The organism is Streptomyces sp. HUAS MG56 (genome assembly GCF_058673395.1).
This window is the reverse complement of sequence record NZ_CM178722.1, coordinates 342,597-356,008: the sequence shown is the minus strand read 5'-3', so window position 1 is coordinate 356,008 and position 13,412 is coordinate 342,597. Positions and strand designations below refer to the sequence as shown.

At 69.6% G+C, this 13,412-nt stretch carries 9 protein-coding genes and 3 pseudogenes; 8 read left to right on the top strand and 4 right to left on the bottom strand.

Annotated features, from left to right (window positions below; genetic code table 11):
* Positions 1-132: 132 nt before the first annotated feature.
* Complete coding sequence (locus AC4OXY_RS01840) at positions 133-474, bottom strand: hypothetical protein (protein WP_491994829.1); 342 nt, start codon at positions 472-474, stop codon at positions 133-135.
* An 82-nt stretch (positions 475-556) separates the two neighbouring features.
* On the opposite strand from AC4OXY_RS01840, the gene AC4OXY_RS01835 reads away from it, so the two are divergent.
* Positions 557-733, top strand: coding sequence for a hypothetical protein (locus AC4OXY_RS01835; protein ID WP_376289857.1), 177 nt, complete (start codon positions 557-559; stop codon positions 731-733).
* Between the two features lie 78 nt (positions 734-811).
* On the opposite strand, the gene AC4OXY_RS01830 is transcribed toward AC4OXY_RS01835, so the two are convergent.
* The 3 genes from AC4OXY_RS01830 to AC4OXY_RS01820 form a co-directional block, all read right to left on the bottom strand.
* Entirely contained in the window at positions 812-1,033 is a 222-nt protein-coding gene (locus AC4OXY_RS01830) for a hypothetical protein (protein WP_491992959.1), read from the bottom strand.
* 922 nt (positions 1,034-1,955) lie between these two features.
* Positions 1,956-3,242: a glycoside hydrolase family 6 protein gene (locus AC4OXY_RS01825; RefSeq protein WP_491992958.1), complete on the bottom strand. Its 1,287-nt coding sequence runs from the start codon at positions 3,240-3,242 to the stop codon at positions 1,956-1,958.
* Between the two features lie 139 nt (positions 3,243-3,381).
* The gene (locus tag AC4OXY_RS01820) at positions 3,382-4,347 is read right to left on the bottom strand and encodes a glycoside hydrolase family 6 protein (protein WP_491992957.1); all 966 of its coding nucleotides are present in this window, start codon (positions 4,345-4,347) and stop codon (positions 3,382-3,384) included.
* A gap of 281 nt (positions 4,348-4,628) precedes the next feature.
* Here AC4OXY_RS01820 and AC4OXY_RS01815 point away from each other — a divergent pair.
* The 7 genes and pseudogenes from AC4OXY_RS01815 to AC4OXY_RS01785 all read left to right on the top strand — a co-directional run.
* Positions 4,629-5,609 (top strand): annotated as a pseudogene (locus AC4OXY_RS01815) (LacI family DNA-binding transcriptional regulator).
* Between the two features lie 16 nt (positions 5,610-5,625).
* A complete protein-coding gene (locus tag AC4OXY_RS01810) occupies positions 5,626-5,835 on the top strand; it encodes a hypothetical protein (RefSeq protein ID WP_356024805.1) in 210 nt (69 codons plus the stop codon).
* A gap of 1,342 nt (positions 5,836-7,177) precedes the next feature.
* Complete coding sequence (locus AC4OXY_RS01805) at positions 7,178-8,626, top strand: arabinofuranosidase catalytic domain-containing protein (RefSeq protein WP_491992956.1); 1,449 nt, start codon at positions 7,178-7,180, stop codon at positions 8,624-8,626.
* A gap of 104 nt (positions 8,627-8,730) precedes the next feature.
* Positions 8,731-10,128, top strand: a pseudogene (locus AC4OXY_RS01800) (RICIN domain-containing protein); the annotation flags it as partial.
* Between the two features lie 67 nt (positions 10,129-10,195).
* On the top strand, positions 10,196-10,456 hold the full coding sequence (locus AC4OXY_RS01795; RefSeq protein ID WP_491994765.1) for an RICIN domain-containing protein: 261 nt from the start codon (positions 10,196-10,198) through the stop codon (positions 10,454-10,456).
* Complete coding sequence (locus AC4OXY_RS01790) at positions 10,453-11,589, top strand: ricin-type beta-trefoil lectin domain protein (RefSeq protein ID WP_491992955.1); 1,137 nt, start codon at positions 10,453-10,455, stop codon at positions 11,587-11,589. Before AC4OXY_RS01795 ends, AC4OXY_RS01790 begins: the two co-directional genes overlap by 4 nt.
* Before the next feature lie 76 nt (positions 11,590-11,665).
* Positions 11,666-13,132, top strand: a pseudogene (locus tag AC4OXY_RS01785) (glycoside hydrolase family 10 protein); the annotation flags it as partial.
* Between the last annotated feature and the right edge of the window lie 280 nt (positions 13,133-13,412).

Genomic DNA, 13,412 nt, shown 5'->3' with positions numbered 1-13,412 from the left:
ATCCGGTGCGGCCACAGCTTTGCCGCAGGTTCAAGTCCCTTGTCCCGCCCCGGAATGCGGCTCATATGTATGCGCCGCTGCGATCCGAGTGCGTGATGTGTCCGGGCTGCACGCCGCCGCGGTCGTGTATCTTCACGGCGCGTCGACGACGAGGGAGGCGCGGCGGTGGTCGGCCATGACGTAGCCGCCGACCTCGACGGTGGCCAAGTCCAGCCGGCGGACGAGGTAGAGCCAGCCCTCGGCGGTGGGGAGAAAGGTGATGCCCCCGACCAGCTTCGTGCTCGGCCGCGCGGCGTGGAGGTCGCGGCCGATCCGGTCCGGCGCCCATCTCGACTTCTCGTCCGGCCGGGTCAGCGAGCGTCGTCGGCGGTGGTGGAAAGACCGCCGGTGGCGATGGCGGACTACTCGGACGAGTTCCCCGGCCGATGCCGTGGCCCTGTACGAGTCCACGCCCGGGGCGGCGTACAAGAGCATCGCCGCTGACCTGGGCATCAACCGGGCGACCCTGCGTGAGTGGGTTCTGCGAGACCGCGAACGCCGTGGTGTCGGAGTTCGGGTGGCCAAGCTCGTGACGGGTGAGCGGAAGCCGGCGACCGGACGGGACGTACTCCCCAAGGTGCCTGATTTCGCCAGGGACCAATGTCTGGTGCTGTACCTGGGGCACGACTGCGACGTGTCGTTTCTGACACACGAATTCCTCTTCGAGAAGTTCGGGGACCTCCAGAACGTCTGACGGTTCCGGAGCCGGATGGTGTGCGGCCTGACCGGCGGGTGTCCGGGAGTGTGCCACGGCCACCTGACGACGGTGCGATCAGTGCCGTGAGAACTGGACCCCGGTCGGTTGCACGATGTTCGGCCGCGGCGCGATCCCGGTGTTGGTCAGCCGTTCACCGTAGATGTCCGTGATTCTGACCGCGCCGCCGCACTCGCTGCCGTCGGCGGAGAGGAAGTAGTCGTAGTCGGTACGCGGCAGTTGCTGCCGGACATCCGCGGTGCGGACCTCAAGCGCGGCCACCGGATTGGGGTGGTCCATCGCCTGGATGCCGCACCAGTAGGGGCTGGAGCCGGACTTGTACCGGATGGAGGTGGGCCGGCCGTACCGGGGCTCAGCAGGCTCCGCGTGATCGGGATCCGGCCGACACTGAGGTCGGTGAGAGTGGCGAACGCCTGTCGGCTGAGGTCGAGTTGACCGGGTGGTCGCAGGGCGCCGGGCATTCGTTGGTGATCCGGACCGTGACGGAGGCGCCGTTCGCCGCGCGCACGAGGACGTGCGGCCCGCACGCCCTGGACGACTCGTCGTCGGTCGTGTTCATCGCCGCGAACATGAGGTCGGGGCTGGGGCCGAACAGGCAGGCGCCGTTTCCGTCGCCGGCCTCGTAGGCGGTGGCGACACCCTGGGAGGTGGTGCCGGGCCGGCTCCGAACGGCCGCCGATGCCGTGGCGGGCGTCGGGCGCGGGAGCCGCGGGGTGCCTGTGACCGATGGCTCTGCAGCCGCGGACGCCGCAGCGTGCGTCGCGGTCGCCGTACCCGGCGCCGTCGGGGTGCCGGCCCTGGGGGGAGGTCGTGCTCGCCCGGGCGGTGGCGGCGGTCCCGGCGTCGGCCCTGCGGTCGGGGAGCAGCGCCAGGACCAGAGCGGGCAGAACTCCCGTGGCGGTCAGCGCGACGGCGGTGCCCAGCATGAGCCTGTGTCTGCGCGGCGCTGTCGCGCTGCTTGCCTCGCCGTCGTGGTCGCTGTCCTCATGCCAGTCCGTTCGGGGGATCGAGCCGATGGTGCACTGCTCAGTGGCCGCAGGAAGCGAGAACGTAGCCGACCAATTTCCACACTTCCCGTCTCGGTTCGCGCCGCCGCTCGGTGAGCACCGCCCGCCGCTGGCCCCTCACCTCGGCAGCCTGCCCCGTCCCCCCGGCCGCGATCCAGTACGCGACCAGCACGAGCAACCGTGTCCGACAGGGCTCAGCGGTTGAATGTCAGGCGTGGTACCGCGTTGCGGGCCAGTGCGTGGGCCTGGTCGGGCCACCATGTGCCGGCGGGTGGGTCGACGATGCCGTATTCGGGATCGATCGTGCCGCCGGTGTTGCGTGTGCAGCTGCCGTCGGATTCACCGGGGGTCTTGATCCACAGGTAGGCGTCGACGAGCGGGACGCCGGTGTGGGCGGTGGGGCGTGGGCCGAGACCGCGGCCGGGCGCGTTGCACCAGGCCTCCGGGTCCCCGCTGTACTTGCCCGGCGGAGGGGTCCAGGCGCCCAGGCCGTCGCGGCTGGTGTCGATCACGAAGTGCCGCAGCTCGCCGGCCGGCGCGGTGCCTGCGTTCTGGTCGAACCAGGCATCGGTCCACCGCCAGGTGCCGGGGTCCGCGGGGGAGACGGCGTCGCCGGGGGCGCCGTCGTTGGGGGCGGCGGACGAGTAGTACTGGCTTGCGCACCAGTCGGTGTGGCCGCGTGCCTGCTCGGGGCCTTCGGTGGCGTACCAGACGCACTTGGCGATCCAGGTGCCGTATCGGGCGTTGTGGTCGGTGGGGTGGTTGTTGGACACGTTCAGGGCGAAACCGTCGCCGTACTGGACGCCGGCGTCGAGCAGCCGCTGGGCGATGTCGCCGACGGCCCGCCACTGGACGTTGCCGGCGTCCAGGTAGACCGCGGTGCGGGGCCTCGCCTTCAGGGCTTTGACGGCGTATCGGAGGTCGGCGATGCGGGCGGCGGTGAGTTCGCCGGTCGGGTCCGTGGCGGGCCCGCAGTCGTTGGGGAGGTTGGCGAGGCCGTCGGGTTCGACTACGACCACGGCCCTGTCGCCGCCGATTCCGGCGGCGAAGGCGTCGATCCATTGGCGGTAGGCGGCGGAGGACGCGGCTCCGCCGCTGGAGTACTGCGAGCAGTCCCGGCCGGGTATGTCGTAGGCGACCAGCACGGGGGTCCGGCCGACGGCCCGGGCCCGGCGGACGAGCGTGTGTACCGTGGCGCGTACCTCGTCGGGCGTGCCCTGGGTGAACCATTCGGCCTGCGGCCAGCTCGCGAGTCTGGCCATGTTCGTGGCGTCCTCGATGTCGCCGTTCCCGAGGTCGACGAGGGCCTGTTTCGCCGCCTTACTGTGCGGGTCCACATAGAACTTCGTGGCCGGGGTGATCACGTCCTGCGTGGGCGTGGGCGTGGGCGTGGCCTGAGCCTGTGTCGCGGTGAGGGCGGTGCAGACGGTGAGCGCCGCGATGACGGCGGCGGCACGGCGCCGTAGGCTGCGTGGTTTCATGACTGCTCCTGGGCGGTGGATGGACGAGGGGAGGTCTGGAGGACGGCGAGCGGTGGACCCGGCGGGGCTGTGGCGGACGGTGCCCGTGGCCCGGTGGCGGGGCAGGAACGCGCCAGGTCGGCCAGACGGGGATCCGGGATCAGTAGCCGTAGATCATCTTGTAGGCGACCTCGGGGAGGAACTGTCCGGCCGAGGAGCCGGCTCCGACGCCGCAGTTGCCGTCGGACTCGCCCGGGTTCTTGATCCACAGGAGCATCTCGGCGCCTCCGCCCGTCTGGGTAGGGCTGCCGATGCGGCGGCCTGAGGGGTTGCACCACTGGCCGTCGGAGCCGTGACCGTTGCGGCTGGTGTCCACGACGAACGGCTTGGTGTAGCCGTAGCGGGCGCCCAGTTCGCTGTTGACGGCGTTGCCGTAGGCGATGTTCTCGGCTGTGGTGAAGTAATTGGAGATGTTGAGCGAGAAGCCGTGGGCCTGTCGAAGGCCGGCTTCGTGGAGGCGCTGGGCCGTCGCAGCCGGGCTCGCCCAGGCCGGGTTGCCGGCGTCCAAGTACACCCAGGTGTTGGGAGCTTGGCGGTTGAACTGGGTGAGGGCGTCGGTGATCATGCCTTCGCGTTCGTCGATCTGAGCCTGGGTCATGCAGCCGTAGTCGGCGAGGGAGTCCGGTTCCAGGAGGACGATGGCCGGGCGGCTGGCGATCCCGCCGGCGAACTGGGCGATCCAGCTCGCGTAGGCGGACGGCGAGGCGGCTCCGCCGGCGGAGTGCCCGCCGCAGTAGTCGCGGTGGTAGATGTTGTACGCGACGAGGAGGGGCAGCTTGCGTTGGGAGGCCGCCGCGCCCGCGTAGGCGCCCGTGGCAGTGCCGATGGTGCCGCTCCAGGAGCCGAACCATAGGGCCATCGGAGTGTTGGCGATGAAGGCGTTGATCGCGGGCGCCCGGCCGTCGCCGGGGTTGGCGGCGACCCACCGTTTCGCGCTGGAGTCGGGGTCCACATAGAACCCGCTGGTCATGGTCGTCGGGTCGGCGGCATGGGCGGACGGTGCGGCAACGAGCACCAGCGGCAAAGCGAAGAACGCCGTTACGAGGGCGCGGAGTCTGCGGCGCATGGCTGTACCTCGTTTCCGGGCGGGGATGCGCCGCATGCTCTCGTCTGGAGCGTGCGGCGCGCTGAGGAAGTGCGGGGTGAAAGCATGGGAGCGCTCCCAAACTGGCAGCGGTCCCAGGGACTTCGAGAACCGTGGGCTGTGGCCGGTATCGTGTGGCCCGCCGCTCGACCTGTCAAGAACGTCGCCCGTCCCTCCCTTCACATGGCGGAAAGAAGGCTCTACCGTCTCGGAACTGGAAGCGCTGCCAACAGCGCGGCCGACGGGGGAGGGGCTCACGGGCCATGGCAGGAAACGCGCCACGCAGGCAGTCGACGATGGACGAGGTGGCCGGACTCGCCGGTGTCTCCCGCTCGGTGGCCTCCCGCGTCCTCAACAACGCCCCGCATCTCAGCCGCGCCAAGCGCGAGGCGGTCGAACGGGCCGTACGGCAGCTCGGTTACGTACGCAATCCGACCGCCCGCGCGCCGGCGACCCGTCGGACGGGAGCGGCGGCCCTGGTCGTCGCGGGAGAGGCCCCGTCCATCTTCACGGACCCGTTCTTCGCTCAGGTGATCGTGGGAGCGTCGGCCGCGCTGGAGGAGGCCGCCCTGCACCTGATGCTGTGTCTGGCGGCCTCCGACCGGGGCCGCAAGCGGGTGGAGGAACTCCTGCGGTCCCGGGGCGCCGACGGCGCCATGCTGATGGCGCTGCGCGACGGGGACCCGCTGGCCCGGACGGCCGAGGAAGCAGAGATGCCCGTCATGTTCGGCGGACGCCCGGTCGGTCCGGCTCCCCGGTGGTACGTCGACGTCGACAACGCCGACGGGGCGCGCGAGGCGACCGAGTACTTGATCTCGCATGGCCGGACCCGCGTGGCGGCCATCTGCGGGCGGCTGGACACCGAGGCGGGGCGTGCCCGGTACCGCGGCTACCGGGGCTCCATGCTCGCAGCCGGACTCAAACCGTACCCACCGCATGAGGGGGACTGCACCGAGCCCAGCGGAGCCGCCGCCACGGCCGCGTTGCTGGCCCAACATCCCGACAGGGACGGGGTGTTCGCTGCCGACGACAACATGGGGGCGGGAGCGCTGCGCGCCTTGCGCGAGGCCGGCCGGCTGGTCCCGACGACATCGCGGGGGCCGGCTTCGACCACCGCGCCGTCGCCCAGGTCACAGATCCGCCGCTCACCACCGTCCACCAGCCCACAAGGGCTCTCGGAACGGGAGATGGCGCGCATGCTCGTCCCGCTCGTCAACGGACTGGAACCTACCCCGCTGCCGTAGTTGCTCACCTGAACGGGTGAGCCTGGCCGCCTTCGTGGTGAGACCTACGGTCCTTGACGAGCCCGATTTCGACACGAAGCCGTTGTGCGAGGAGGCGGTCGCGGAGCGCGTGGTCGTGGAAGAAGCCGTTGTCCCACAGGACGGCGGCGACCTCGCTGGTGCGGGCCGTGCGGCACCTTCCATCTACCGGGCGATTCGTGATGGCCGGCCCGATGAGGCGGCCTAGGCCACGCCGGCACGCCTCGACAGCAGTCACGGATCTGTGTCTGCGTACCCGCCGTCATGGAACTGCCCGTGAAGTCCCGGCACTTGCCCGCAACCACCGCACGCAGCACACCCGTCCCGCTGGGCGGCGTGGCGGTCGACGGTGCGTACGGGCACTCGGGCGACAGATCGAGATGCCGGGGAGGTCGGGCAGCGGAATTGGGTGTAGAGGGTGTCGTTGTCGACGAAAGTTTTGAGCCAGGGGATCAGGAACCTTCATCCCGGTGCCGGATCTGGTAGTCCAACGCTGCCAGCGGGGGGGGGTGCCGTCAACGTGATCGTCGCCGCCGGTTCGGTCGTCAGTGCGCCCGGCGGCGAGATCTCGTCTCATCGCGTCTTCTTCGGGTTCGGGCGCCGATTCCCTGCGGCCGTGCGGCGCAAGGGTGATGAGTTCGCGGCGGTGAGCCGGCGTAAGACGTCGCAAATCACTCGACGGACTGGTCTCAAGCGGTGCTGAACGAGCGCCTTGGCCCCCACGGTGTCTCACAGGCGTCTGGGCATCATGAAGGCACAGATGGGCGAGGAGCGTCTGAGCGCCATGTGCCCACGGGGAATGACGTCGGGCCGGGAACCGTCCGGTGGTCAATCGTTTCACGCCTTACGCAAGGTACGGCGCGAACCGGTTCCACGCAAGCGCTTCGACGGATGAGGCTACGGCCGGAGGTGTGCTCGGTCAATGGCGTGCCGCGAGTCGAAGTCAGATGCCGACGCAGGGGTGATGCCCCGCCGCTCGGCCGGTGCACTCGGCAACCGGCGGCCCGGCATCCGAGTTTGTTGGCTGCGCTCCTGTTCACCGGCGGCATGGCAGGTCATCCGGGTGGCCCGGGACCAGCCGGCGGCCATACCCGCCCGCCCTACCGGTCCGCGCGGCCGGCGGACACGCCACCACCTGCCAGCCACGCCGCGGGGCGCGCGTGGACGCGTCGGTCGGCTCTGACCCGCTGGAATCCAGCCGTCGAATCGATTCCGCGACAAGGTTTGCGACAGGGGCTCCAAGAGCCTTGACAGTGCCGCGAAATCGGGAGCACCGTCTCCCCCCGAAACCTCTCTGCAATCTCGCTGCAAAGACAGCACATTCAAGCGCTTCCGGATTCGCCGACGCCACCAACACCAAACCCGACCGGGTTGCGTCGGCATGGTGGGGAGATCAGATGGGCACCGTACGTGCAAGACGTCAGCTGCTGTCCGGCCGCGGTGGCGTCCGGTTGTTACTCGCGGCGGTACGACGCCGTGGCAGGCCGGAAAGCGTGCCGGACCAGGCACACGTCCCTCCGCAGGCAAGCTCGCCCCGCTTTCGGCGGACCATGGTCGCCCGGGTGGGGGCCGCGGCCGCGCTCGTCGCCGGTACTCTGATCGGCGCCACGGCCGCGGCCGGCACAGCGCGGGCCGCCGCCTCCGGGCCGTGCGACATCTACGCGGCGGGCGGTACGCCCTGTGTGGCGGCGCACAGCACGACGCGAGCGCTGTACGCCTCGTACGACGGGCCGCTCTACCAGGTCCGGCGCGGCTCGGACAACACCACCCGGGACATCGGTGTCCTGGGCGCGGGCGGCTATGCCGACGCCGCTGCCCAGGACTCGTTCTGCTCGGGGACGACGTGCCTGATCACGATCGTCTACGACCAGTCCGGCCGTGGCAACAACCTCACCCAGGCGCCCGCGGGCGGCGCCGCGGGCGGGCCCGACAACCTCGCGAACGCGACCGCCGCGCCCACCACGATCGGCGGGCACAAGGCCTACGGCGTCTTCGTGGCGCCCGGCACCGGTTACCGGAACAACCACACCAACGGCATCGCCACCGGGGACAGCCCCGAGGGCATGTACGCGATCTTCGACGGCACGCACTACAACGGCGGCTGCTGCTTCGACTACGGCAACGCCGAGACGAACAGCAACGATGACGGCAACGGCACCATGGAGGCCATCTACTTCGGCAATATCAGGGTCTGGGGCTACGGTTCGGGCAACGGTCCGTGGATCATGGCCGACCTGGAGAACGGGCTGTTCTCCGGAGTCGACCAGCACTACAACGCGGGCGATCCGACCATCAACTACCGGTACACGACCGCCATCATCAAGGGCGGGGCGAACCACTGGGCGATCCGTGGCGGCAACGCCCAGTCGGGGGGGCTGTCCACCTTCTACGACGGGCCTCGTCCCAACGTCTCGGGCTACAACCCGATGCGCAAGCAGGGGGCCATCATCCTGGGCACCGGCGGCGACAACAGCAAGGGCGCCCAAGGCACCTTCTACGAAGGGGTGATGACCTCCGGCTACCCGTCGGACGCGACCGAGAACGCCGTCCAGGCCAACATCACCGCGGCCGGATACAGCAATTCGTCTTCCGGAGGCGGGACGAGCACCGGCGCGCTGCACGCGGTGGGCGCGGGCAAGTGCCTGGACGTGCCGAACTCGTCCACCACGGCCGGCACACAGCTGCAGATCTGGGACTGCAGCGGCGGCACCAACCAGGCCTGGACCCACACGTCGTCCAACCAGCTGACCGTCTACAGCGGCAGCAGCCAAATGTGTCTGGACGCGTACGACAACCAGACGTCCGCCGGGACCAAGGTGGAGACCTGGCCCTGCAACGGCGGCGCCAACCAGCAATGGCAGCTGAACTCCGACGGCTCCGTCACCGGCACCCAGTCCGGACTCTGCCTCGACGTCACCGGTGCCTCCACGGCCAACGGCGCCCTCGCGGAACTGTGGCCGTGCAACGGCGGATCCAACCAGCGATGGAACCTCAACTGACCTGACGGCTCCGGTTTCGTGGCCGGCTCACCGCCGGTCACGAACCGCTCGCCAGCAGGCCTCGACACCACGGGACAACACCCGCCGACACCGGAGGATGAAGCATGTCCAGAGCCAGAGCGCTCCGTGGCCTGTGGGCAGCCCCCGCGGCTCTGCTCGCCCTACCGGCCGGCAGTCCCGCCGCGGCCGGGGTCGGGTACGGGGGTCCGGTGGGGCGCCGAGCGGCGGCTGCCGACCTGTACGTGGCGCCCGATGCGTCCCCCGGCGGGAAGGGCACGGCCGAGCAGCCGTTCGCCTCCGTCGACCAGGCGCAGCAGCCCGCGCACCGGCTCTCGGCCGATTCGAACGTCGTCGTCCACCTGGCCGGTGGCACGAACCGGCCGTCCAAGCCACCGACCTCCGGCTCCGGCGACGGCGGCCAGAACGGCCATTCCATCACCTACCAGGCTGCGCCCGGCCGACAGCCGGTCGTGTCAGGCGCCCAACAGGTAGTGGGTTGGCAGGTGCATGATCGAAGCAAGGATATCTGGTCGGTCCATGTCGGCACCGGCGTGAACACCGGCATCCGCTTCACGGAAACCTCCTGGCTCGGCCCGAGTGGACCCGACGGCTACGCGGACCAGCAGAGCGGCGCGCACATCACCGGTACCTACGCGATGCCCGCCAACTGGCTGAGCACTTGCAAGTCCGGATGCACACGTTTCGAGGCCACCCGTAACCACTGGGCTCAGGCCGGCAGCGGCATCCAGGTCGGCGGGATCCAGCCGGACGCGCACCACCCCGGCAACCCACAGATGACCAACCAGAACATCACCATCAGCAACAACAAGGTCAGCGGGGTGGGTGACGACTACAAGGAGACCCCGGCCATCCTGTCCACCTGTGTCACCAACGCGACGATCACCCACAACCAGTGCGACCACCTGGCCTACGACGGGATCGACATCGGCTGGGGCTGGGGCGTCAACGACCCGGGCGGCAGCCGCGAGTACGTCAACCGGGGCACGTACACCTATCAGCCCGTCTACAGCACTCCCACGACGCTGAAGAACAACACCGTCGCGCACAACCTGATCTACGACACCAAGAACGCGATGTTCGACGACGGCAGCATCTACAACCTGTCCGCGAGCCCCGGCTCGGTGATCTCCGACAACTACATGTACGACAACAACCACGCCGACGACAGCACCTTCTTGGGTAACTGGTACGCCACCAGGCCCCCACGCAACAACGTGCTCACCGGCAACGTCCGGGTCGGCGGTACCAACTGGCCGCAGGGCGCCAGGCAGGTGACCGAGCAGGCAGGCGTCCAGCCGTCGGGCGGTGACGGCTTCCCGACCGGTTACCACCAGTTGGTGATCGGTGGCGGCAGCCTGTGCCTGGACGTGCACGGCGACTCCGGCAGCGCGGGCGCCGCGATCGACCAGTGGACCTGCAACGGGCAGAGCAACCAGCAGTTCCCGTTCGTGCCGGCCGCGGGAGGTTACGGGCAGTTGCCGGTGCGGAACTCCGGGCAGGTGGTTGCCGTGTCGGGCAGCTCCACGGCTGCCGGCGCCCCCCGACATCGTGCAGCAGGCTCCGGGCGGAGCGGCCAACAGTCTGTGGCTGCCGCTACAGCAGTCCGACGGCTCGTACGCCTTCCGGAACCAGGGCAGCGGCCTGTGTCTGCACGTCCACGGCGGCGGCCACGACCCCGGCCGGCAGCTCGGCCAGTGGCCCTGCAAGGACGCCGCCGGGACCAACCAGAACGTCACTCCCCGCTGGCTGCAGCAAGGGGCAGCTTGTTCAACCCCCGCTATTTCCCCCACTTGTGAGGAACGCACATGAAGAAGTGCTCGGTAGCTCTGGCCGCAGCGCTGACGGCCGCGCTCGGCGTGGGCGCCGCACTGCCCGCCGCGGCTGCCACCGAAACCGGTGCGCCGCCGTCCGCCGAGCGGGCCGCCGCGCCCGACCCGTTGCGGCTGATGCCGTTGGGCGACTCGATCACATGGGGCGTCGGCAGCCCGTCCGGGAACGGCTACCGGGGCTTCCTGTGGAACCGGTTGGCGGCCGAGGGGCATGCCCTGGACTTCGTGGGGTCGGGACGCAACGGCACGATGTCCGACCCGGACAACGAAGGCCACTCCGGCTGGCATATCGACCAGATAGCCGGCATCGCGGACTCCGTGCTGGCCCGGTACCGGCCCAACGTGATCACCCTGGAGATCGGCACCAATGATCTGAACGGCGGCTCCCAGGCCGAGCCCGCCGCCGAACGGCTCCATGCGCTCATCGACCAGATCACGGCTGACGCCCCTGACGCGACCGTCCTCGTCGGCACCCTGATCGTCTCCACCAACAGCACCGAGGAGGCTACCCGCCCCGCGTTCAACGCCAAGCTGCCCGGCATCGTCCAGGCTGAGCAGGCTGCCGGCAAGCATGTGCGCCTGGTGGACATGAGCGCTCTGACGACCGCGGACCTGTCCGACCCCCTGCACCCCAACGACAACGGCTACAGCAAGATGGCTGACGCCTTCGACGCGGGCGTCCAGGCCGCGGACGCGGCAGGCTGGATCAAGCCGCCGGTCTCCGTGGGCGGGCCGGTGCACTCCGGGGTCGCGGGGAAGTGCCTGGACGTCAACGGCGGCAACAGCGCCAACGGGACCGCCGCGCAGATCTGGTCCTGCAACGGCGCTGACGCGCAGTGGTGGTCCGCGCGCTCGGACGGCACCTTGCGGGCGCTCGGGAAGTGCCTCGACGCCACGGGCGGTGATACCGCCAATGGCACCAAGATCGAGATCTGGGACTGCAACGGCGGCACCAACCAGCAATGGCAGGCGTACAACGGCGGTTACCGCAACCCCGTTTCCGGCCGCTGCCTCGACGACCCCGGTGCGTCTGCCACCGACGGTACGCAACTGATTCTGTGGGACTGCAACGGCAGTGCCAACCAGCAGTGGACCGCTCTGCCGGTCTCCTGAACCTCGTGAACCGACTCCACAAGATGCCCGTCTCGTGATCGCCGTCTCCCCCCACGCACGAGGAGAATGATCCTTCATGTCCTGGTTCAACGAAGGACCCCGTCTGGGTAAAGTCCTGGCCTCGGCCACCGGTTTGACAGCCGCCACGGTACTGGCCCTGGCCGGGACGGCGGCCCCCGCCGCCCACGCGGCTTCCGGCACGCTGGGCGCGGCAGCGGCCGGCAGCGGCCGCTATTTCGGCACGGCCGTGGCTGCCGGAAAGCTCGGCGACTCGACATACTCCACGATTCTCGACCGGGAGTTCAACATGATCACCCCGGAGAACGAGATGAAGTGGGACACCACCGAACCGTCCCGTGGCAACTTCAACTTCGGCCCGGCCGACCAGATCGTCAACCACGCCACCGCGCACGGTCAGCGGATGCGGGGCCACACGCTGGTCTGGCACTCCCAATTGCCCGGCTGGGTCAGCTCCATCACCGACGCGAACACCCTGCGGAGCGTGATGGACAACCACATCACCACCGAGATGACCCACTACAAGGGCAAGATCTACGCCTGGGACGTGGTCAACGAAGCCTTCGCCGACGGCGGCAGTGGCCAGCACCGCAGTTCGGTCTTCCAGAACGTGCTGGGCAACGGATTCATCGAAGAGGCCTTCCGCACCGCACGGGCGGCCGACCCGGCGGCCAAGCTCTGCTACAACGACTACAACATCGAGAACTGGTCGGACGCCAAGACCCAGGGTGTCTACAGCATGGTGCGCGACTTCAAGGCGCGCGGAGTGCCCATCGACTGCGTCGGCTTCCAGTCGCACTTCGGCGCCGGCGGACCGCCCGCCGGCTTCCAGACCACGTTGTCGAACTTCGCCTCGCTCGGCGTCGACGTACAGATCACCGAGCTGGACATCGCGCAGGCGTCGCCCACGGCGTACGCGAACACCGTCAAGGCGTGCATGAACGTCGCCCGCTGTACCGGCATGACGGTGTGGGGGATCAGGGACAGCGACTCGTGGCGGACGGGGGAGAACCCGCTGCTGTTCGATGCGCACGGGAACAAGAAGCCCGCCTACGACGCCGTCCTGTCCGCGCTGGGCGGTGCTACGGGAAGCTCGGGTGGCATCGTCTCGGGAACGGTGTACTCGCTGACCGACGTCGCCACGGGGCGGGTGCTGGACGTGCCGGGCGGGGAAACGGCGAACGGTACGTACCTGCAGGCCTGGGACCCCAACGGCGGTGCGAACCAGCAGTGGCGGGCGAGCCAGAACAGTGATGGTTCGTACACGCTGACGAACGTCGGCAGCGGGCGGGCCCTGGACGAGCCGGGTGGTCAGACGGGCAACGGCACGCGGATGGAGATCTGGGACGCCAACGGCGGCGCGAACCAGCACTGGCGGGCGAGCCGGAACGGCGACGGTTCGTACACGCTGACCAACGTCACTTCCGGCCGGGCGCTGGAAGTCGCGAGCGGGCAGGGCGCCAACGGGAGCCCCGTCCAGGTCTGGGACTCCAACGGCGGCGCCAACCAGCACTGGAGCCTCAGGTGACGTAGTCGCGCCCTGGGAACGAACGCCCGCGCCCGGTACGGCGGCCGTATCCGGACGCGGGTTTCGCGAGTCTTCCCTGCACAAGCTCTCGGGCGCGCCGACGGGAGCGCTCGACGCCGTTCGGAGCCCCTCAGGAAGCCGTCGTCCTGGGCAGCGGCCGCGGCCCCTGCAAGCCTGGCAGCGCCAACCTGAGCGCCGGCACCTCCAGGCCGACGTCACTGCCGCTGCCTTTCACTGATTGCCCGTCAGTTCCCAACTCGTCCCAGGAGCAGATGAC